Origin of the sequence: Paenibacillus sp. FSL H3-0333 (assembly GCF_038002805.1) — a bacterium.
In the GTDB taxonomy this organism is placed as follows: Bacteria; Bacillota; Bacilli; order Paenibacillales; family Paenibacillaceae; genus Paenibacillus_AQ; species Paenibacillus_AQ silagei.
Window position 1 is genome coordinate 4335160 of the sequence record NZ_JBBODG010000001.1, and the last position, 21800, is coordinate 4356959.

At 48.5% G+C, this 21800-nt stretch carries 17 protein-coding genes; all 17 read right to left on the bottom strand.

Going from position 1 to position 21800, the window contains the following annotated elements; all coding sequences use genetic code 11:
* Positions 1-13: 13 nt before the first annotated feature.
* Positions 14-1639 carry a response regulator transcription factor gene (locus tag MHH78_RS19560; protein WP_341168493.1) on the bottom strand — a complete coding sequence of 542 codons (1626 nt, stop codon included), beginning with the start codon at positions 1637-1639 and terminating at the stop codon, positions 14-16.
* The gene (locus MHH78_RS19565; RefSeq protein ID WP_341168494.1) at positions 1636-3375 is read right to left on the bottom strand and encodes a sensor histidine kinase; all 1740 of its coding nucleotides are present in this window, start codon (positions 3373-3375) and stop codon (positions 1636-1638) included. Before MHH78_RS19565 ends, MHH78_RS19560 begins: the two co-directional genes overlap by 4 nt.
* A gap of 91 nt (positions 3376-3466) precedes the next feature.
* Positions 3467-5053 carry an extracellular solute-binding protein gene (locus MHH78_RS19570; RefSeq protein WP_341168495.1) on the bottom strand — a complete coding sequence of 529 codons (1587 nt, stop codon included), beginning with the start codon at positions 5051-5053 and terminating at the stop codon, positions 3467-3469.
* A gap of 65 nt (positions 5054-5118) precedes the next feature.
* Entirely contained in the window at positions 5119-5988 is an 870-nt protein-coding gene (locus MHH78_RS19575) for a carbohydrate ABC transporter permease (RefSeq protein ID WP_341168496.1), read from the bottom strand.
* A gap of 13 nt (positions 5989-6001) precedes the next feature.
* Positions 6002-6949: an ABC transporter permease gene (locus tag MHH78_RS19580; RefSeq protein WP_036726841.1), complete on the bottom strand. Its 948-nt coding sequence runs from the start codon at positions 6947-6949 to the stop codon at positions 6002-6004.
* 170 nt (positions 6950-7119) lie between these two features.
* Positions 7120-8724 carry a hypothetical protein gene (locus MHH78_RS19585; protein ID WP_341168497.1) on the bottom strand — a complete coding sequence of 535 codons (1605 nt, stop codon included), beginning with the start codon at positions 8722-8724 and terminating at the stop codon, positions 7120-7122.
* A complete protein-coding gene (locus MHH78_RS19590) occupies positions 8708-9460 on the bottom strand; it encodes an ABC transporter ATP-binding protein (RefSeq protein WP_341168498.1) in 753 nt (250 codons plus the stop codon). Before MHH78_RS19590 ends, MHH78_RS19585 begins: the two co-directional genes overlap by 17 nt.
* A gap of 137 nt (positions 9461-9597) precedes the next feature.
* Positions 9598-11154, bottom strand: a complete 1557-nt coding sequence (locus tag MHH78_RS19595) for a glycine betaine uptake BCCT transporter (protein WP_341168499.1) — start codon at positions 11152-11154, stop codon at positions 9598-9600.
* Positions 11155-11267: 113 nt separating this feature from the next.
* Positions 11268-11456: a hypothetical protein gene (locus tag MHH78_RS19600; protein ID WP_036726849.1), complete on the bottom strand. Its 189-nt coding sequence runs from the start codon at positions 11454-11456 to the stop codon at positions 11268-11270.
* Positions 11457-11557: 101 nt separating this feature from the next.
* Complete coding sequence (locus tag MHH78_RS19605; RefSeq protein WP_341168500.1) at positions 11558-11860, bottom strand: MazG-like family protein; 303 nt, start codon at positions 11858-11860, stop codon at positions 11558-11560.
* Between the two features lie 36 nt (positions 11861-11896).
* A complete protein-coding gene (locus MHH78_RS19610) occupies positions 11897-12928 on the bottom strand; it encodes a hypothetical protein (RefSeq protein WP_341168501.1) in 1032 nt (343 codons plus the stop codon).
* A 91-nt stretch (positions 12929-13019) separates the two neighbouring features.
* The gene (locus MHH78_RS19615) at positions 13020-13856 is read right to left on the bottom strand and encodes a class I SAM-dependent methyltransferase (RefSeq protein ID WP_341168502.1); all 837 of its coding nucleotides are present in this window, start codon (positions 13854-13856) and stop codon (positions 13020-13022) included.
* 243 nt (positions 13857-14099) lie between these two features.
* On the bottom strand, positions 14100-15689 hold the full coding sequence (locus MHH78_RS19620) for an ABC transporter ATP-binding protein (protein WP_341168503.1): 1590 nt from the start codon (positions 15687-15689) through the stop codon (positions 14100-14102).
* A 179-nt stretch (positions 15690-15868) separates the two neighbouring features.
* Positions 15869-16261, bottom strand: a complete 393-nt coding sequence (locus tag MHH78_RS19625; protein WP_341168504.1) for a GNAT family N-acetyltransferase — start codon at positions 16259-16261, stop codon at positions 15869-15871.
* Positions 16254-17534 (bottom strand): ABC transporter ATP-binding protein, encoded by a 1281-nt coding sequence (locus MHH78_RS19630; RefSeq protein WP_076075252.1) that lies wholly within the window; start codon positions 17532-17534, stop codon positions 16254-16256. Before MHH78_RS19630 ends, MHH78_RS19625 begins: the two co-directional genes overlap by 8 nt.
* 11 nt (positions 17535-17545) lie before the next feature.
* Positions 17546-19270, bottom strand: a complete 1725-nt coding sequence (locus tag MHH78_RS19635; RefSeq protein WP_341168505.1) for an ABC transporter permease — start codon at positions 19268-19270, stop codon at positions 17546-17548.
* A gap of 281 nt (positions 19271-19551) precedes the next feature.
* Positions 19552-21798 (bottom strand): hypothetical protein, encoded by a 2247-nt coding sequence (locus MHH78_RS19640; protein ID WP_341168506.1) that lies wholly within the window; start codon positions 21796-21798, stop codon positions 19552-19554.
* Between the last annotated feature and the right edge of the window lie 2 nt (positions 21799-21800).

Genomic DNA, 21800 nt, shown 5'->3' on the forward strand with positions numbered 1-21800 from the left:
GATTGTTGCAAGGTTATCCGGATTCATACCGGGTCATTTTAATCCGGTATTGCTTGGGCGTATCCCCTGTATATTCTTTAAATAATTTGCAAAAATAACCTTCGTTCACAATCCCTACTTCCTCGCACAATTCCAATATTGAATAATCCCGAACATTTAACAGCTCGAGAGCTAGTTGGATTTTTTTACGGTTGATGTAAGTGATCACGCCCTCGTTCATTGTTTTTTTGAATAAGCTGCTAAAATACGATGGAGCTAAATTCACTTCCTCGGCAATCGACTCGAGCGTTAACCGCTGTTTCAGGTTACGCTCTATAAACTGTATAGCACTCATGATTTCAGCGCGGTGTAAAAGCTGGCCGGCGTGTACATAGTCGTAGGTGAAGTCGCCAATATAGGCAAGCTGCTCCCGGAAAGACATACACTCGATGGGAAACTCTGCTACCTCCGTGGTCAGCTTGTTTCCTGATTTAAACTTCACCGTAATGTCTCTGTACAAGTCCCGCAGCATAGGCACCATGATGGACTTATGGATTTTATGGTCCGTAACGAACTGGTTCAGATCAGCAAAGGCCTTCTCCAGCTCATCCTTGGAGACCTTTCTTTTCAGCCCGTCAAGAAATTCAGCCAGCCTCTGCTGAAATTCTTCTTTTCTGTCATTGTGGTATTGGAAGCGGTGCATAGGTGTTTTTACTGCTTTCTCTGTATGATAATAGAAATCATCACTCACCTTTTGTGCTTCCGTGTAAGCTTGTTTGATCGATTCCCAGCCCCGGTGCGGACCTCCAAAAGCGACAGATACCCTTACATTCAAGTATTGGTGCAAATGGGAGACGATCTGCCCCCCTAATGCCTGGCAATCATATTCCGTTTCCAGATCACTGCGGTGATTCTCCCAGGAAAGGAAGCCAATAAAACGGTTAGCGGATAAATCCGCAGCTACACCACTGCCCCCATTCATCACCGTTTCCTCGATGATATTCGTAATCGCATACCTCAGGATGCTTTGATCAGACGCTGAATAAGCGTTCCGGAAACTTTCATACCTGTTCATTTCGACAATAAAACAGCAATAATTAGCTTGGAAGAAATGAAACTGCATGCGGTTGGCAAAATCCGATGCCCGGTGAGAAGGAATTTCGCCCCTGATCAGCTCGTTAAAAAACTGCTTGCGGACTCTATATTTATTTTCAAGCACGGATACGTTTAACGATTGAAATTCCGCTTCTTTTTTCTTAAGCTCATTTAAATTCCCGGCTGCCTTATCTAAAGCCCGGTTCAAATCCGCTTCCCTGAGCGGAACCTTAACAATGTACTCCATTACGTTGGCTTGAATCGCTCTCTGAGCGTATTCAAAGGAGGAATAAGCGGTCAAAAGAATGAACTGGGTACGGGGGAGCGTTGACTTTAGCTGCTCTATCATGGAAATCCCATCCATTCGCGGCATCACGATATCAGATATCACGATATCCGGCTTAAGCTTTACGATCTCCTCTATCCCCTCCAGCCCATTATTCGCTGTGCCCACCAGATGAAATCGCTTATCCCTAAGGGAGAGCTCTTGAAAAAACAATTCCAGCCGCTGAAGGATCAGATCCTCATCATCAACAATGAAGCAGGTGTATTCTCTCACCATCATGCATCTCCTTTAAACAAGCCTGCCGGGAATACGGCCTGAACACGGGTTATTTCCTTAGGTATACTCGTAATTTGGAGTCCGAATTCTTCTCCGTAGTGAAGTCTGATCCGGTCATGAATATTGTTTAATCCGATTCTTTTCCTTTTCACTTCCACATCACTGGGTTCTGAAGTTAAAATATGCTGTATGGTATCAGCCGGAATACCCTCGCCTTGATCAACGACTTCTATGATGACCCTGCCGCCCTCTCTGTACGCATGAATAGTAATAGGGCCTTCGATCCCCCCTCCGTTATAACCATGGAAGATACTGTTCTCCACAAGCGGCTGCAGCAGCATTCTAAATACCGGAAAGTCTGTTAATCCTGCTTCGATATCTTCAATCAATTGAAAGCTCCTGTTATAACGGATGTTCTGGATCGCGATATAGTCCGATACATTTTGCAGTTCCTGGCGCAGTGAGACCTTCTCCGAAGCGTCGGCGATCCCGTATTCCAGGATTGAAATCAGAGACTCGATCACCACATCTACTTTCTCAATCTGTCCGAGCCGTATGACATTGCTGATAGAACCAAGCGTGTTATACAGGAAATGAGGGTTGATTTGCGACTGCAGCACTTGAATTTCCAGCTTGCGTTCAAGTTCATGATGAAGCTCTGCTCCCCGGATCAGTTCCACAATTTGCTGCAGCATACGATCGAATGCCCGGGAGAGATCGCCAAACTCATCGTTTCGGTTAATAGATATAGTAGTTGTCAGGAGGCCCTGCTCCACCCGTTTCATTTTTGTTTTGAGTGCATAGAGTGGAGTCCTTATATATTTGGCAATAAAAAAGGATACGAACAGGCTTAAGAGAAAACCTGCAGCCAGAAGCTCGATATAATAGGTTTCCAATCTGGACAAAGCCGCTTTCAAGCGTGATTCATCATTGATTGAGATAATGGTCCAGTTGAACTTTTCCGTCGGTTTTTTCAGAAGGGAGACCTGAGTTCCCTCTTTGGTATGCAATTGAAGGCTTGTTTCTGCGGTATCCAGAATTTGTTCCGCTGACGTTTCGCCGATTGAAAACGTATGGTCTTGAATATTCAGGGAGCCTTTATTTCCCGAAAATCCGGCAATGATTTTTCCCGATGCGGTGATTAGAGCCAGATTCATTTGTTCTTGTCTATTAATCTTGAACAAGGTTTCTTCAATGGCATTGAGATCCAAATCTACCGCAATGGCCATAGGAAACGGAGTGCCGTTCAGATACCGGACCATGGTAACGGTCCAGCCGGAATATTTAGATTTGTAAGGGTCGCTGACAAAGGTTGTCCTTCTGTTCTGGTCAGCGGCAGCAAACAAGGGTTTTCTTTCAGCTAAAGGTTCATCGAATATCCGGGTAGCCGTGCTTCCGCCTAGAATGGATAAATCGCTTTGGATCAGATAAATATTACTGACGTAACTGCTGTTGAGTTCATATAGCTCTCTTAATTGTTTTTTAATTACGTCCGTATTGTCAATATTGGCTTTCACCGATGATTCCACCGAGAACAGGATCGTCTGGAAGGAGGAAAAATTGACGGTGAAATACTGGTCTATCTTGTCAAGAATTTGGTTGGTGTAATACACATCCGTGGTTCTTATTTCCTTTTGGACATAGCGGTAAGATAATTGGCTGATCAAGATGATGCAGCTTAATACAAAGGCAAAGACGATCAAAAATAATTTTAAGGGCAGGCTGATTCTTCTTCGCATCGATCATCTTCCTTCTGCATCGGTATGGAACAAATCATAGCATATGACAATAAAGAGAGGGCTAAGGATAGCCGCTCTCTTCGTTTATTTTTTACTTGATTAAGCCTGCTTCCTTAAATTGTTTGATTACAGACTCCTTATACCTCTGCATGTCAAACTTGGTCTCCAGTGTATCTAGGAAATTGTCCCAGTTCGAAAGTGGTTCCTTGCCAGTCATAAATTTGACCAGGCTCTCATTAATGTAACGCTGGCGGTCAGCTGCCAATGAATCGTTCGGGTCTTCAGTCAATAAGTTCCCGGGCAACGTAGGCGCCACGTATTTCTGATTGTTCTCAAACGCTTCTGCCGTCTTGGGATTCTGGAAGCTGAAGTACTCCGCATCATCCCCGCGGCGCGGCATTCTATAATGATCGACCCAGAGGTACTTTTCTTTCATGTCCTTCGATAATTCAGAGGTTTTATTTTTGATCTTGCCGTCCACCACATCCCAGTGAATCCCTTTGATCCCGTAGGCAAAATTCGGATAGGCTTCTTGGTCCGTGAAGAAATAATTCAGCATGGACAAGATCCGGATGATTTTCTCCTTATCCGCTTTCTTGGATATGGCCCATGAATTGCCCTGGAACGATTTTCTCTCTACAATCTGATCACCATAAGGACCTGTCATTGGAGGAATAACGATCCATTCCGGCACCTCTCCGCTGATTTCTTTCATTTTCTGCTGATAATCCGGCTCCAGCCTGCGGGCGTCTCTGATCATGAAGCCCACTTTCCCCTTGAATAACTTTTGGTCGAGCAAATCGGGCGTATTCATCGTCACCCAGTCCGGATCTACAACTTTGGCTTCCATCATTTTATGGATATAAGCGAGTGCTTCTTTCATTTTGGGATCGGTATACAGGAACACCGGTTCATTATCCTTCACATCAATGGCTGAGGGAGGATTGACACCGAACATCCACATCAGACTATCGAAGCCGTAGGTTTGCAGATTACCTTCTTTATTCATACCGCCGATGAATCCGTACGTATCGTTCTTGCCGTTACCGTCCGGGTCCTTCTCTGTAAAGGCTTTCATAACTTCGAACAGCTCGTCAGGTGTTGTAGGCACCTCCATATTCAGCTTTGTCAGCCAATCCTTGCGGATGAAGTAGCTTCGGCTGATACCGTTGACATTATCATAACCTGGAACCCCAATGGTTTGTCCCTGATAGGTCACTGCCTCCCAGGAGTCGCTGCTGAAACGTTTCTGCAATTCAGGAAATTGATCAAGATACGGTGTCAGATCCGCAAGAACGCCTTGATCATAATATTGCGCAAGATCCGCCCGGCTTTTCAAGAAGATCAAATCCGGAATATCTCCGCCGGCTATGAGCGTATTTAATTTAGTCGTGGCTTGCCCGGATTGGGGAATCATCATTTCGAGGTCAATGTTTACGGCTTCCTCCAGCATTTGGCGCTGAATATCTTCTTCACGTGGAGGAATCGGAGCAGCCGCATTGAACGTACCCTGGTTAAACATCGTAATCTTCAATTTGGTTTCAAAGGGACTCTGCTGGCCCTCTGAATTCCCCGATGCTGCCGGCGTATCTTCTTTTGGTCCCCCACATCCTGACAATACCGTTCCCATACCCACTATTGCTGTCAGCATAGCCAATGTAATTGCTTTACGTTGCATAATGACCTCTCCTTTGCTTCTATATTATCACGGTTTCCCCGTAACAACTCAGGTTGGAATGCCTTTTAACCTTTAACCGATCCCAAGAGAACACCCTTGGTAAAATGCTTTTGCATAAACGGGTATACGATCAAAATCGGAACCGTAGTCACGACAACGGCAGCCATTTGCACAGCGAACGTACTAACCGTGCCGGAATTGGCAAGCGAATCAGCACTTTGTGTGGCGACGTTAAGCAGGATGTTGCGCAAGATCACTTGAAGCGGCATTAAGCTGGAATCATTGATATACACAATAGCATCGAAGTAACTGTTCCAGTGCCCGACCGCGTAAAATAAAGAAATTGTGGACAGGACGGGCAGAGACAGGGGTAAAATGATCCGCCATAACGACTGAAGCTCACTTGCACCGTCCACCCTCGCTGATTCCTCGATTTCTGCGGGCAATTGCTCAAAAAATCCTTTAATGATGACCAGATTAAAGGCACTAATGAGCTGTGGAATAATCAGTACCCACGGGCTGTTCAGCAATCCCAGAGAGCGGACTAATAAATATGTCGGAATTAATCCTCCCCCAAACATCATGGTGAAGACAATGAAGAGCAGGAACGGGCTTCGTCCCGGCAAATATTTTTTGGATAAGGGGTAAGCCGCGATTACCGTAAAAAACACATTCAGCGCAGTGCCTACAATCGTCCGAAACAAGGTGATTTTATACGCCTGACCGATCCCGTGAGAAATGAATACTTCTTTGTAGGCTAGAAAGGTAAAGGTCTCTGGTATAATCACAATTCCTCTTCTTAACACTTCTGATTCCGGGGTCACTGAAACAGCAACCACATAGAGAAAGGGCAGTAAGCACATCAAGGACAGCAAAATCAGAATAAAATAAACGACGGCTTGCCAGACTTTTTCCCCGGTTGTCAAATTGATCATTTGGATCACCCCCTCACCAGATTTGCCCATCGAATTTTTTGGCCAGCTTATTGGCCGCGAGCACTAAACCAAATCCGATGACCGCTTTAAACAATCCCACAGCCGTAGCCAGGCCAATCTTCAGCCGCTCAAGCCCTTCACGGTAGACCCATGTGTCAATAATGTCGATCTTCTCCTGATTAAAGCTGTTGGCAAACATGAATATCTGGTCAAAACCGGCATCCAGAATATGGCTTAATTTGAGGATCAGCATCAGAATCATAACTCCCCGGATGCCGGGAAGGGTTACATGCCATAGCTGTCTCCATTTGGAGGCGCCATCCATTCGTGCTGCTTCATATAGACTGGGATCGATGCCTGCTAATGCGGCAAGGTACAATATCGCTCCCCAGCCAATATCCTTCCATATTTCAGATAAGATAATCAGCAGCCGGCCCCAGGCAGGTTCTGTCAGGAATGAGATGGGTTCAACTCCAGCCTCCTTCAAAATCATGTTGAACAGCCCATCCCCCGGGGCCAATAACGCCACCATCATTCCATACACAATGACCCATGACAGAAAATGGGGCAAATAAGTGATCGTTTGTACGATTTTCTTAAACCATTGGGTATACACTTCATTCAGCAGCAAAGCCAGAAGGACCGGAGCCGAGAAGCCGAACAACAGCTTATACAGCGATATGATAATCGTGTTTCTCATGATGTCCCAGAAATAAACGCCGTTCATAAAATCCGTGAAATTTCTAAATCCCACCCACGGGCTGTCCCATAGCCCCAAAGCCAGGTTATAGTTCTTAAAAGCAATAATGATTCCCGCCATAGGAATGTATTTGAATACGGCAAAATACACTAACGCCGGGAACAGGAGAGCGTACATCACTTTATACTTTTTTATCGTTCTTATCCATGAGTTCCGCTTTTGGGGTAGGGGCATGGCGTCCGCTGCCAATTTCGCTTGCATATCATCACCTCGTCTCTATTTATAGTTGTATAGTAGCACCCCCTGCCCGGATAAATTTCTGTGATTTCTAGAATTTCTTATAAGATATTAATCTGAATTGTGAATGGAGGCTTTACGAAAAAAACCTCAGGACGCTAGGATCGCGTTCCTGAGGGTTCAGCCATTGTATATTATTTCAGGCTAAATCTGCTGCATGAGTACCTTGAGACAAGCTTAAATGCACTGATAAAATAAACGACAGTGAGCGAGGCGACGGTGAGAGCTAGTATCCAGGGGGCCGGGCGCAGCAAGAATGCTGCAAGGAAACCTATCGAACCCAGACTGTTTAGCAATGTAAACCAGGGGTTACCCGTAGTCATATCCGTGGTGTAAGGCTGGAGGAGATAATACAGCAGTAAATGATGTACCGTGAAAATCACCGCCAGCGCCAGCGTTAACAGCCATATTGGAAGAAGGATCGGATGGAACCTCCCTTCCGCGACGATCAGGATAAATACACTCAGAACAGCCGCCAGGCTCCCTCCAATCAGTATATTTCTGCCCAGCAGCCAGCGGAGGCGCAAGCGGAAATGCTTAAGCGCATCCTTCCGGTAAAAGGAATACCGCATCAGCGGCAGGTCACAGTGGCGAAACAGTGCTCTGCACAATTGATTGCCCATCGTCAATTGAAACATCGCCAGAATGATAAAAGATACATACCGTTCCAGCTGTGTTACATTCAGATGCTCCGTATAAAACAGCGCGGAAAGCGCTAAGAGAACGCCGATTACGCTAATGATTACTAACCTTTTATGAAAAGGTGCGGCTACAAGTCCCCTATGCCGTTTAACAAACACAGAATGCAAATAGGCGTATCCCCTCTTGTCTTGAGCAGGAAGAACCCCGCTATTGTCTGTGCGGTCCGTCTGTACACTTTTTTGTTGAAGATCCATCAGCATACGTTCCATGTTTAGCAGCGGATCATCGAAGCTGGTCACCGCTCTTACCGCATCCGTGTAATTCGTTCTGCGCAGCAGTGTATATCCGGCGGCCAGGCCGCTGAGCAGCAGCAATACCAGAAGCAGCGGTTGACCAAGGACTGCGGCGCCGAACAGTGACACATCAATCAACCCTGTGAATGGCAGATAAGCCGCAGCAAGTGTGATCAGCATGACCAGTGAGACAAGCCCTGTCTTCTTCACCAGTATGATTTTGACATACCGGAAAAGTCTCAAATGCAGCAGTTCACATAAGATCCTCCACATCGTCACAGCCCCAACCAGCAAGAGTGCCTGCTGTGCCGAGATGCCTAAGCTGCCGGCAGTCATCATCATGGCAATCCATTGGTACACCAGAAAGGTTGCATACCGGTTAACCAGTACTGCCCGCATATACCTTGTAGGCGCAACCCGCATCAGCCGGACGAAAGTGTATTTCATTTTACTGGATTCCAGTACCTTCGCACTTGATACCCCTGCCAGTAAGACACTCATGCAGAAATACATATGCATAAACAAAGCAAGCCGTTCATCCGCCGTAGAGTTGTCTGTCCACAGAGCAATAGGCAGCGCAAGCAGCACTCCAAAATAGAGCAAGCTCTCGGCTAAACCGCCCATAAGGATCAGAACAACGGCGGCAACACCCGCCCTCCGCTTGGCCTGTACAGCCGCATACGCCCGGTCTGTAATCATCCTCCCGATTAGAGGCAGACGTTGGGCATAAAAGATCAGCTTGTTGACAAAGATTGCAATCTGCAGCTGCCAGATGCGGACCATGGTATTAATTATCTCCGGCATCGGCATCCTCCTCCCCGCTCCCGGACTCGTCTGCGTCAACTTCACTCAATAGTTCAATCACCTGCTGCTCAAAATCCGGCTGTTTCAGCACCTCTGCTGATACGCGCGTTAGCTTGCCTCTATGAAGTACCACCAGCTCATCGCATAAATCGGCAGCCAGCTGCAAGATATGCGTGGAGAAGATCAGCACATGCTCATCCTTCATTTCCCGCAGCAGCTTCTTCATCTCTAAGGCCACGATGACATCTAACGAAGTCAGCGGTTCATCCAGCAGAATGACCGGGGGCTTCATTAGCAGGAAAAGCAGCATTTGCAGTTTATTCTTCATTCCATGCGAGTAATGCTTAATCAGCTTATGGCGGTCACTCTCCTCAATAGACATCAAATCGAATAGCGCGTCTATATCGTCTCCCCGGTCTGCAATCGCTGCTTGATTCACATCAATATAAAAACGGATAAACTCATATCCGGTTAGAAATTCCGGCAAAATGGGCAGTGCATAGACATAACCGACATCCTCAGGCTGCAAATCACGGCTGGAATGGCCTTGTACCAGCTTCATGCTTCCGCGATCCGCCTGCATTTCCCCGCCTAAGCAATTGAACAATGTCGTTTTCCCGGCCCCGTTGCGGCCAAGGAGACCGTAAATCTTCCCCTGCTCAAACACAAAATCCGCACCTGACAGTACATGCTTATCGCCGAAATCTTTCTCTAAATTCTCTACCACTAGCTCCATCCTCTTATGTTTTAGCCTCAGATTATCCTTTGTGATCTTTAACACACACCTTTTTATATTTTTAGTTAAGGATAACACCGGCTATTGGAGGGTGGGGGGGAGAGAACTCTTTTAAATAACTTTTCACAAATGAATGATCATATGGAATCCGCATTAGCTTGGATAGCCTCATGCTCTTCCAGCAGCTGCTTCAGCTTTTGACGTTGGCGCTTTTCCCGTTGACGGCGCTCTTTGTCCTCCTCCTTGAGCGCTTTAAGCAGGGAGAAGCACATGCCGATCAGGACAATGGCAAAAGGCAGCGCAGCTACAATGGAAGCGGTCTGAAGGCCGCCCAAGCCACCGCTAATCAGCAGCACAACAGCGATGGAGGATTGCAGAATACCCCAGGTTAATTTGACTCTTGCGCTGGGATTCAGCTTGCCGTCTGACGTCAGCATGCCCAGTACAAAGGTAGCCGAATCAGCTGATGTAATGAAGAAGATCATAATCAGGATCGTAGCTATTAACGATACTATGGTGCCTAAGGGCAATTGCTCCAGCATGACGAACAGGGCGGTGGTCGTGTCTCCTTTAACGGCTTCAGCCAGCTGGACACCATCGAAGAGCTCCATTTGCATGCCCGTTCCGCCAAATACCGAAAACCAGATAAAACCGAACAGACTCGGTATAATCAGCACACAAATGACAAATTCCTTGATTGTTCTTCCTTTGGATACCCTCGCAATGAATGTTCCGACAAAGGGTGCCCAGGCAATCCACCAGGCCCAATAGAATAAGGTCCACGCCCCGACCCAGGTTCCCTTGGAAAAAGGCGTTAACCTCAAGCTCATATTGACGATGTTTTGCAGATAACTGCCTAATGTGGTGGTAAAGGTATCAAAGATAAACGAGGTCGGACCCGTCATCCATACGAACAGCATCAAAAGAACGGCGATCACTAAGTTGGTGTTGCTGAGGATTTTGATACCCTTGTCCAGACCACTGGTAGCGGAGATGAGGAACAGCACGGTCACTACCGCAATAATTGCAATCTGAGCGGCTACGGTGTTCGGAAGTCCGAATAAATAATGCAGACCTCCGTTAATCTGCAGAGCCCCGAGACCCAGCGAAGTCGCTACTCCAAAAATAGTGGCAATCACCGCCAAAATATCGATGGCCTTGCCCAGCCAGCCGGATACCAGCCTCTCCCCGAGTAGAGGGATAAAAGCAGAGCTGATCAAGCCTTTGTACCCTTTGCGGAACTGGAAATAAGCAAGTGTCAAACCGATAACGGCATAGATGGCCCATGGGTGCAGTCCCCAATGGAAAAAAGAATAGCGCATGGAGATCCGTGCTGCTTCTGTCGTCCCTCCTGTTACGCCCTCCGGCGGAGATAAATAATGGGACAGCGGTTCAGCGACACCCCAGTAGACCAGCCCGATCCCCATTCCTGCGCTGAATAGCATCGACAGCCAGGATATCGTGGAATATTCCGGTTCGTCGTCATCGTCTCCCAGCCGGATACTGCCGAACCTGCTGAAGGCTAAATAGAAGGTGAAGATCAAGAAGAACAGAGTCGCCAGCAAATAGAACCAGCCGAAATTATGGATGGAGAAAGTGTACGCAGCATTAGCGGTACTGGCCATCTGGTCAGGCGCCACAGCTCCCCATATGGCAAAAATCGCTACGATGGTAATTGAAATGATAAAAACCATATATGAACCTCCATGAGTAGTGTATGTATACAATAATAAACAAAAAAACCCTCAGGAACGCATGGAAGGCTTCCTGAGGGTCCATCCATTGTACTTTTCTGTCAGGGTCCTGCTCAGTTCTGTCTGTTCTCCACCGATTTCATACGGTTCTGGTCGTCAGGCACCCGGTCATGACTGAATTCCTGACCTGCTTCTACTTCCCCATCTTCGGATACAGCCCGGGCAAAGCTAGTGAACTGTCTCTTCTCCTCGTCCTGCTCATGCTTCAGCTTCAAAAGCTCCTTCGGGTCCTGAGTTGTCATCACGCTAACCTCCTGAGAAATCTATTCATGCTGTTGATCTGCACTATAGAAGTTTTTCCATACTATGGGGGTGCTTATGCACGAAGATTGGAGAATGCGCTTTAGTCCTTAACTTTTATGAGCACTCCATCCCTATTCTCATAGGTCCTTTTCTCATTTTTGTCGATCTTGTTCATGATCTCTTCTTCCAGGTTAATCCCCAGAATCTCCGACAGTCCAATCAGGTAGATAGCAACATCCGCTAATTCTTCACCGAGGTCATCTTTCTTCTTCCGGTAGGCTTCGCAGGCTTCAGACAGTTCCCCGTGGGTCAGACAGAATTCCTGATAAATATCTGTGACATTGAACCCCTTCTCAAGCTTATTCTGATATACTCTCTTCTGGAGTTGTGCTAAATCAATCATTGTGATCACCTCTATCTTCTGTCTTATTGAACTAACTTATTGAACCGATCCCATATGCTTGCGTAAATGCACTAACGACATGGGCTGGATTCGCTGGGCTTCGGCGATATTCTCATACAATAGGTGGCTCTTGCCTGCCTGGGCAAACGACTCACGTAAGGCTGCGATTCTTCCTTTTTTGAGATCAAGGAACTGGAAGTCGATCTGCTTCAGATGCTTCATTGCGGTCAAAGGCTCTAACTCCTTCGCGGTCACGGCTGCTGAAATCTCTCTTAGCTGTAACATTTCAAGCTGCGTTGCGGTCCATAAAGGATCTATATCCTCCAGGGATTTCATCTGATCGAGTTCAAGCTGTATAAGCCCCGGCATATTCGAAAAGTCACACAAAGCCTCAAGCTTCGGCAAGGATAAGTTCAGGTATGTAAGATTGCTCATGGACTCCAGGGCATCCACCTTCGTTAAGTTGCGGATAGCCGCCAGACTCAGCATGGGGACGGTAGAATCTGCGAGCGCATCCAGTGATCCTTTCAAGATGGAGTCGTGAATGAAGAGGCACAGCAGGTTCGGTAACCGGCGGACAAATTCCAGCTCATGAATCGTAGTCCGTAAGATTAAGGTGTCCAGGCTGGAAGCTTCGCCAATCGGCGTTAAGTCATGAAATTTCCCATGGACCGAGAGATATTGCAGCTGCTTGAAGCTTGTGAGAAAGCTTAGGTCAATCGGCTTTTTTGCCGAAATGGATAAAAACAGCAGCCGCGCTAACTTGCCAAGCACACTCAGATCCACACTATGAAACAGATTCAACTCTAAGGCTGTGATGTGTTGTAATTCAGATAGGGTCTGTAGCAATTCCTCGGAATAGCGCACTTTCCTGTCGGCTTGACTAATTGACAAGACCAGATCCGGGCGTTCGGCAAATACATGCTGATCTAATTCCTGCAGATCCTGAAGCTTGTCCACATCGATGACATACGAAATAAGCGCCCGCTGTCTGAGCTCCTTCACCGCTTGATCCATTTTACCTTTTGTCCAAGGTGCACCATTCATTGAGCTTGTCCATACTCCCATTCCCGTAAACCCCCGTCCCTTCGGATATAAAAAGTCCCGCCTGTTTGTGGCAGACGGGATTTTGACTAAGCATGCTTATTGAGCGGCAGCCTTATAGCTTACGCACCACGTAGATGAGATTCATTCCACAATCAAGCGTGCCAGGTAATTTGGTGAACGCAATTTCTTGTTCGACAATCAGCTTCCAGAACTCCTGGTCGCCCCGGGCATTCTCCAAGGCAACGTCTCCAGCTTGCGTGTATAGTCCGGCAGAGCTTCTCTCCAGAATATTAACCGGAAACTGGGCAAATAAAGCATCCAGTTCAGAGCTCCTCATCATATGGACGTAATGCTTACTGGGAACTGGATAATGATCTTCGTCCTGAACCCCTGTATTCATGAGCCATCTTGTAGCATCGATCCCGAACTGGTCCTTCTCATAGCGGATGCCTTCGAGATAATACATGGAGGCGCCGATGAAGCTCATCGACCCGACAATCAGTAGGCCGCCCGGCTTCAGTACTCTCAGCAGCTCCCGGATTCCATCCGTCTCTTTGTCCAAGAGATAATTAATTACACCACCGATGCATACCACAGAGTCGAACGTAGCATTTTCAAACACGCTCATATCCAGCACATCTAGTACATGGTATGCCTTGATTCTGTCCACCAGGGACAGCTCTTGCATTTTGGACTTGTTGAATTCAATCTGATGGCTGGACAGATCAGCGACGGTCAACTCAGAACACATGGTAGCCAGATCTTTGGTGTACCTGCCTGAACCTGCACCAATCTCCAACACTTGGTCCCCAGGCTTGATATAGCGCTGTAGAATGTCCAGATGCACCTGATACAAAAGCTCGCCGGGACCATCCTTCTCCAGCCGTGTCCATTCACGGTCGCCATAGTTGTCGTACCGGGTTCTCGGGATTTCGGGGTTGTAGCTCATGAAAGCCTCTCCTCTTCATATGAAATTTGAACATCGGAGTAATATCGCTAATGTCGCTAATGTCGCTAATATCGCCTGCACTCATACAACCACCTCCTCCTTGGAATCCGTCTGCACCTATTATACTAAGCCTCGGCTTATTTGACATCCTAAATATTCCAAACTAAAGTTTCCAAACAAAAGTTCCTCAGTGTGGGACTACCGTGACTCCTGAGAAGTTTTGGGCTTGAGGTCCTCTTTCGTCTAAATTTTCTGCTTCTCCACCATCTTGTAATACATTCCCTGTTGGACCAGTAATTCGGCTGGGCTGCCCTGCTCAACAATTCTTCCCTTATCCACGACCAGGATGACATCTGCATTCTTCACGGTGGACAGCCGGTGTGCAATCACTAGGATCGTCTGCTTCCCTTTCAGGCTCAGCAAGGTGTCGTTCAAGTCACTCTCTGTCAAGGCGTCCAGAGCTGAGGTGTATTCATCCAGCATCAGAATCCGAGGTTCACTCATGAAGGCCCTGGCTAATAGAATCCGCTGGATCTCGCCGCCGGAGAGATTGTCTCCATGGTTCTCCACCTGCTTATCATACGCTTCAGGCATGGCTTGTACGAATGGGTCCACATGGGCAAGCTCAACAGCAGTGCTGAATTTCTGCCATGTCTCTTCATTCATGTCTTCCTTCTGCAATGGATAAATAATGTTGTCGAGAATGGACTTGTTCCATAACACTCCCTTTTGCGGGGAATAGCCGACATATCGTCTTAGTTCATGAATGTCCAGTTCTTGGATCGGAACGCCGTCCAGGCAGATCTCCCCTTCATCCGGCTCTATGAACCTGTGAATCAGCTCGAATATCGTAGATTTCCCTGAGCCGCTTAATCCAACAATTCCCACGATAGCGCCGGGCTGAATGTCCAGATTAAAGTCAGTGATCCCAAAATAATCGTCTGGAGCGTACCGGTACGAGACATTCCTCAGCTGCAGGAGGGGGACACGGTGATAGTCGGGAGCTGTAGCTCCCGATGAAATTTTCTCCAGTTCAAGGATGTCATTCAGGTTATTAATAATGACCGTCATGCGGCTCCTATCGATGTTCAGCGTAAACAGCGACTTGAAAATCTGATACAGTCTTGGAAGAATCACAATGAAGGCCAGCAATGTGCCTGGTGAGATGTGGCCTTTTAGAATCAGGAACAGACTATAGCCGTAAATGATGCCCGTAATGATGGAAATGATATTCAAATAGTTGATGCCCTTATCCAAAATGCCATGATACTGCTTATCCAGGCGCTCCGTCTTGCTCCTGAAACGCTTGAAGCCATACATACATAGAGGGAATGAGAGGATGGCCGCGAGTGTAAGCTCGGTACTCATCGAGAACATGATCCACAGGGTCGCGATCAGCAGAATAGCATTCGAGACCATGGCCATCAGGGTGTCTACCACGAAAATTTCACACAGCATCCCTACCTGCAGGGTGATCCGGTTAATGATTTCCCCCTTGCCGATGCTGTCCACATCTCTTGGCCGGGTCTGGAGTACATCTGAGAACAGCCGCAGGCGCAGATTCTTGGATAAATGGTTGCCAAGCTCATTATTGTAATAAGAGGTGACGCTGTTCAAGGCGGCGTAAATTACGGGAATTAGAATGAGCAGGAGCATATAGAATGCAGCCGTCCCGATCTGCCTGCCGGGCAAGATATTGTCAAATAAGTCTTTGAACAGGAGGGGCTGAAGAGTCGAGACGAATGCGGCTACTATATTGAAGAATAGAATCATAGCAAGGATACCCTTACTATTAGACAGTATCTCCTTAATCAGCGTCCGGGTAGGATTCATAAGCCCGCAGAACCTCCTTCAAAGAGCGCAGCTTATGTAATCATAACGGATCGGGATGATGGAATTAACCTGCCTAATAATAGTAAATTACCTTACATATTATAGAATTACTGTCGGTTTACGGTCTCCAAAAAACCAGCGTCCATAAGGGTTCGTTGGCTTCTCAGTTCTTGTATGCATTACTTTCCTTCCTCCGCCCGCCAAATTCCGGCCGCTGTAGACGAGAAGCCGCACTTCTCATAGAATTCCTTATGCTCGCGGCTATAAGTGAGGGTTACTATGGTCAATCCGCGTCGAATAGACTCGTTCAATAGCTCCTTAACAAGCTGCTGCCCCACTCCGCGCCTCTGATACTCTGGATGGATGATAATGTCCTCGATATACCCGTGCTCCAGGCCGGTTCCGGCAACGTAGCCAAAGGCAATGAGTCTGCCTGCGGGATCTCTGGCTCCCGCCCAGAAATTGCACCGCTGAAACAGGGCGGGATAGTCAGAATCTCTTCTTGCCCAGCCCACGGCTTCTCTTAGACCAGGCACTTCCTCCGCTCGAATATCCAGGTTGATTTCAATCATTTTCCAGGTACAACACCTTTGCTTTTTTGTCGTAGGCAATCAGTTCCGCGTACCGGCCCCAGTCAATCAGGATATCCAGTTGAAGTGCGGCTTCTTCCGCCTCAAAATGCTTTTCGAAAATCTCCACGAAAAAGGCTCCTTCCATTTTATTATTTGATTTCGATTGCAGAATCCAGATGATTTTCTCCATGATGGGAACATGCTCCAGCACCTGGTCTTTAAAAATTTCCTTCCGGGAGAGAACACTTGCATTGGCAAACTGGCGTCCTGGCTCTGTCAACTCGATATCTCCATGCAGAACCGTTGCAAATTGCAGCATTTCCACCGCCTCGACGATGGGCAGGAAATCTTCCAGTTTCAGACTTAATTGATCGGCCAGCTTGTACAAGTCCACTTGTTGACCCAGATCGTCAATCAGTTCAATGAAGCCTGTGAGGGCGCCTGCCGGAACCGGTGGTATTTTCTCGATGGTGTTTTGCTTTTCTTCGGCCGGACCGGCAGGCTTCACTTCCCTTTGGGTCAGTATGGAGTAGATTTGGTCCACAAGCGATGTGAACTGCAGATCTTGTTTATCCCTCCAGTGCGCCATGGGAATGGGAATATCGGAGATTACACGGGCAGGGTCCCTGGAGAGGACGATGGCCCGGTCCGACATATAGACAGCTTCCTCAATACTGTGGGTGACCATAATGATGCATTTGGTAGGGATTTGCTTCTCCGTCCATAATTCCAACAGGTCGCGCTTCAAGTTCTCTGCGGTCAATACGTCAAGGGCGGAGAACGGCTCATCCATCAGGAGAATATCCGGCTCCATGACGAGCGCCCGGCCGATACCGACACGCTGGCGCATCCCTCCGGACAATTCTTTGGGGTACGCTCCTTCAAATCCGTCAAGCCCAATCATATCGATGACCGAGAGGGCTTTACGCATTTTGTCGGCTTCGCGCAGCGGTTTGTTCTCCAGCCCCAGCTTCACATTCTCCAGGACTGTAAGCCAAGGAAACAATGCAAATGATTGGAATACCATTCCCACACCCGGATTGGTACCGGCAATCTCCCGTCCATTATAGAGCACCGTGCCCTGTGAAGGAGGGACAAGACCTGCAATGATGCGCAGAAGAGTCGATTTCCCTGAACCTGAAGGTCCCAGGATGGATACCAGCTCGCCCTCCTTAATCTTGATATTAATATCCTCCATAATACTCACATTTGCCTGCTTCGGCTGATCATAACGTTTGGTGATTTGCTTTAATTCAATCAATACTTTGGTCATGTTCTACACCTCTAATCCAAGTGATATTTGCTTTCAGCTAATGCATACAGCCTGCGCCACACCAGGCGGTTCACAATTACAACGAGAAGGCACATGACGAATATTCCCCAGATGATCTCCGGCCAATTGCCGTTCGTAGTGGCCTCAGCGATGTACGTACCTAACCCGGCTGCTTGAAGATCCTGATCCTTCCACGATACAATTTCCGAGACAATGCTGGCGTTCCAGGCGCCTCCGCTTGCCGTAATACAGCCGGTTACAAGAAATGGAAAGACGGCGGGGAGAATTAGTTTTTTCCAGGTCTGCCAGCGTGTCAATTTCAAAGTCACCGCAGCTTCCTTAAGATCGGAAGGAATGGCCATCGCACCGGCAATCACATTAAATAATACATACCATTGTGTCCCCAGCATCATCAGCGGAATTGCCCCAATCTCCATCGATATCCCGAACTTCAAGTACAGAATCGTGAATATCGGAAATGCCATGTTCGCCGGAAAAGAAGACAACACCTGCACAACAGGCTGAACAATTCGTGATAGCCGAGGATTCGTTCCAATGAACACACCCACGGGCAGCGTCCAGATCACAGCCAGAAGTGTCGAAACAACAACGCGTAACCCGGTCAGCAGACCGAGGAATACCACATGAATCAGCTCGCTCCAGCTTAAGCGGGCAATCTCCAGAATCCCCGAATACAAATATTGGAGCATAATTAAAGCGGCCACAAGCAAGATTAGCCATTTGAAGATTGTCTTGACCAGTGATGGGACATGCGGCAATTTCACATGTAAGCTTGTGGCTGAGAGCCGCAAGAATCCGTCATGAACGCCGCCGTGCAGCTTACGGTTAAGATCATGAACAAAGCTGGCCCGCTTCAGAAGCTCCAACACCCATGAGGTTGGCGCCTCGCCTGCTTCTGTCTGTTCATTCTTGAATTTCTGGCTCCAGGCAATAATCGGACGCCAGAAGAATTGGTCCACCATCACAATCAGCACCACCATCGCCAGGATCGCATAGATCAAGGCCTTAATATTACCTTCATCTGCGGCCAAGGCCATGTACGTCCCGATGCCGGGCAGATGCAGATCCTGGTTCAGCACGCTGATCGACTCACTGGCTGCGAGGAAAAACCAGCCTCCGCCAAACGACATCATGCTGTTCCAGACCAAGCCGATCATCGAGAATGGCACTTCCAGCTTCGTGAAACGATGCCATCTGCCCAATTGATTCATTGCGGCAGCCTCCTTCAGATCGCGGGGGATCGTCTTAAGGGAATGATAGTAGCTGAGGGTCATATTCCAGACCTGACTGGTGAAAATAGCGAAGATTGAAGCCATTTCCACTCCTAGCAGGCTCCCCGGAAACAATGCCATAAAAGCCAGGACAGTGGCCGAAAGAAATCCAAGCACCGGAACGGATTGCAGGATATCAATGGCGGGAATCATGAATTTCTCGGCTGTCCGGTTATACGCCGCAATGCGGCCGTACACGAAGGTGAAGATCAAGGATGCTGCAAAAGCGATAAACATGCGCAGGAGCGAGCGGCCTGCATAGTAAGGCAGCCACTTAGGGTCCAGACTGAGCGAAGACAGTTCCTCTGGATCTAAAGGCACCTGCATCCCTGAGCCTAACTTTGCCGCGGCATACAGGATGGATAACAACAAGGATATGACGAGAATATCCGCCCAGCCGAATGGTCTGCGCTGGTTCCCTTGATGGAAAAAGTTCATTTGCATAATGTACAACTCCAATCTGACGTAAATAAATAAACTCTCCACTGCCTCAGCAGGGAGAGTTGCACATTCCTTCATTCACGAGAGCTGCAAGGCTATTCCGATTCAGTCATTCAGGGGGGCCTGAAGACAGACTGAATACAATAGACCTATACTGCAATGGGGGAAGGGGATGCTTCCTGCTTAACCACAACCATAGGTTCGTAAGATTGCTTATTCGGCTTCTGCTGTCCATCTCCAGTTCCCTCCCTTCATTAAATGAATTTATCAATCCTTAACTGTGCTTACGTGGCGTAGTTAACAATAGTGGCTTCCCCGGTGCGCTCATCATAGGCGACCCATACTTCATCGCCAGCTTCTACGCCATACACCGGTTCTATAGATTGCCTGATCCGGTAGCTCTGTCCGCCGCGTTCGACGGTGATCGTGGCAAGCGGCCGGTCGCCGGTCGTTCCCCGGTAGTCGACCGATCGAACTCTGGCACTGCCTTGCTTGCCTTGCAGAAGCCGCGATTGAAGCGCAACCTCCTCCGGCTTCGCAGTTACGGGAACTACTGCTCCTACAGTGACTTCCAGATTCTCCGGGACGAACTGGCTGTTCACCTTGCGCAGACGTTCCTGTCCGTGCATCATCACAATCTCAAGCAGCAGCAGCTGCTGGCCGGCAAGCTTCAACGGGAACCTCTGAATGCTTGTAATTTCAGCCTCTAAGGTGAGCTGACTGGCCTGATCCCTCCGCTCTGCTGGACCATACCGCAACAATCTGACTATGCTGTCCCTAACGATCAGATCTGCCCGTTCTCCGGTACGGTAGACGAAGCCGGAGGGCTGCACCACAGGCACACTGTAGTTTTGGCCTGCTGCCTCAAAGTGCAGCAGCAGTGCTTGCCCGCGGTTTACAGGTCCGCAGGCTTCCATCTGTCTTAAGACCGCATCATGAATGATCCGGGGAGGCGCCTGGTTCTTAAGCTCGCTCTCCCGTACCAGGGTCGCCTTATGCTTGCTCCGGTTATAGCTAATCATCACCTGATCGCCTGGACGGATCGGGTTCAGATAAGAAATGACCTGCTTGATCTGGACTTCCTTACTCTGGCCCTGGTCCGTGAAACGGACGGTAAGCCGGACCTGTGGTTGTTCGTTGACCAGCATCCCAGTCTCGGCCAGATTGATAACCGTGCCTTGAATCAGAACCCCCTCGGCCAGCTTCTGCCACCGCTTGCGGATGAGAAGCTGTGGCAGCCAGAGTAGTCCCACCACCATCAGTAAAGGAATTGCGAGCCAGATCACCCAGTTCACAACCAGGGCATTCCATGTCAGCACATAGTTCTTGAAGGTCGCTGCAGATAATTGATCCTCCCCGGCAGCCATCTGCCATTGCTGCAGCTCCCCGTTGCTGATCTGTCCGCTAAGCCCCTCCTTGACATGCAGCCAGCCTCCCAATGAATCCAGACTTGAATAGTACAGTGTATCATTATTCGCTTCTTTATAGAAGCTCAGCTTCGGATCTTGCAGCTTATCGTAGGATAATGTCTTAAGCGCGGCATTGACATTCGTAAATTCCCCAGTCTGCTCATGATACAAATAACCGCGTAAGGTACCCTTGATCTCGTCTTCCGTGGTGGACCCGGCAATCAGCGTCTCTTGGTCGTTCAGCGGGAAGAGCCTGGCCTGATAGACCGGCTCCGGCGTCTTGACGGCTTCGCCCCATTTACCCGCAGCCTCATTGTAATAGTGAACCTGTTTTGGATATTCGCTGCTTACCCGCAGTAGCCGGGTATTGTCCAGTCCGAGCTGCGCGGCAAACTCCTGTCCTACCCTCTTCTGCGCTTCGGGAGCACTCTCCTGCGCCCCCTTCAGCCCAAATAGAGGTATGCCGTCCTTGCCGAAGAGGGCAGAAGCATAAGCGGTACGCCCGTCCTTCAGTCCCACCTCATAGACGGGGAGGGAATAACCATCCTGGAAGCTGAAGGAGGCTTCCCGAATGGAGACCGGCCGTGCGGGAAGAGCAGCTGAGCCGTTCAGATTCACGTAGTGTAGCTGAGCCTGGCTGACCTCCGCCACATGGACCGCTGAGCTTTTATCCGCCCCGGCGAACAGTAATCTGCCCCGCCACTCATGCCCGTCGGAGCTCAGAAAGGTCGGGATATTAAAGCTTCCTTGTACCAGCTCTTTCGTGTCCCCCGCCGGATCAATAACATTCACCTGCAGGCCTGCCTTATCCTTGGTTGCGATCATCAGCTTACCGGCCTGATAAGAGACCAGCCGCTGCCGGTGGATGTCTGAGCGCAGCTCCACCTCCTGCTCAGCCTTATGGGTGCCTGCGTCATACAACGTTGCCATTAGCCCGTTGCTGCTGTCCGTGACCGCAAGCACCTTCTTGCCCTGGTCCAGATAGTACAACGCTTTGACCGGGAGCAGGCGGTCCGCTGCACTGCGTATATAACCGGAATAATCGTTCCATACCAGGATGCTAAGGATCACTGCAGGAATCCAAAATACCAGAGTAAATAAGGACAAATATGATTTTCTCATCG

Bases quoted from the DNA above. Each gene is read 5' to 3' on its own strand.
- MHH78_RS19560 (WP_341168493.1), bottom strand. From the start codon at position 1,639: ATGATGGTGAGAGAATACACCTGCTTCATTGTTGATGATGAGGATCTG.
- MHH78_RS19565 (WP_341168494.1), bottom strand. From the start codon at position 3,375: ATGCGAAGAAGAATCAGCCTGCCCTTAAAATTATTTTTGATCGTCTTT.
- MHH78_RS19570 (WP_341168495.1), bottom strand. From the start codon at position 5,053: ATGCAACGTAAAGCAATTACATTGGCTATGCTGACAGCAATAGTGGGT.
- MHH78_RS19575 (WP_341168496.1), bottom strand. From the start codon at position 5,988: ATGATCAATTTGACAACCGGGGAAAAAGTCTGGCAAGCCGTCGTTTAT.
- MHH78_RS19580 (WP_036726841.1), bottom strand. From the start codon at position 6,949: ATGCAAGCGAAATTGGCAGCGGACGCCATGCCCCTACCCCAAAAGCGG.
- MHH78_RS19585 (WP_341168497.1), bottom strand. From the start codon at position 8,724: ATGCCGGAGATAATTAATACCATGGTCCGCATCTGGCAGCTGCAGATT.
- MHH78_RS19590 (WP_341168498.1), bottom strand. From the start codon at position 9,460: ATGGAGCTAGTGGTAGAGAATTTAGAGAAAGATTTCGGCGATAAGCAT.
- MHH78_RS19595 (WP_341168499.1), bottom strand. From the start codon at position 11,154: ATGGTTTTTATCATTTCAATTACCATCGTAGCGATTTTTGCCATATGG.
- MHH78_RS19600 (WP_036726849.1), bottom strand. From the start codon at position 11,456: ATGACAACTCAGGACCCGAAGGAGCTTTTGAAGCTGAAGCATGAGCAG.
- MHH78_RS19605 (WP_341168500.1), bottom strand. From the start codon at position 11,860: ATGATTGATTTAGCACAACTCCAGAAGAGAGTATATCAGAATAAGCTT.
- MHH78_RS19610 (WP_341168501.1), bottom strand. From the start codon at position 12,928: ATGGGAGTATGGACAAGCTCAATGAATGGTGCACCTTGGACAAAAGGT.
- MHH78_RS19615 (WP_341168502.1), bottom strand. From the start codon at position 13,856: ATGAGCTACAACCCCGAAATCCCGAGAACCCGGTACGACAACTATGGC.
- MHH78_RS19620 (WP_341168503.1), bottom strand. From the start codon at position 15,689: ATGAATCCTACCCGGACGCTGATTAAGGAGATACTGTCTAATAGTAAG.
- MHH78_RS19625 (WP_341168504.1), bottom strand. From the start codon at position 16,261: ATGATTGAAATCAACCTGGATATTCGAGCGGAGGAAGTGCCTGGTCTA.
- MHH78_RS19630 (WP_076075252.1), bottom strand. From the start codon at position 17,534: ATGACCAAAGTATTGATTGAATTAAAGCAAATCACCAAACGTTATGAT.
- MHH78_RS19635 (WP_341168505.1), bottom strand. From the start codon at position 19,270: ATGCAAATGAACTTTTTCCATCAAGGGAACCAGCGCAGACCATTCGGC.
- MHH78_RS19640 (WP_341168506.1), bottom strand. From the start codon at position 21,798: ATGAGAAAATCATATTTGTCCTTATTTACTCTGGTATTTTGGATTCCT.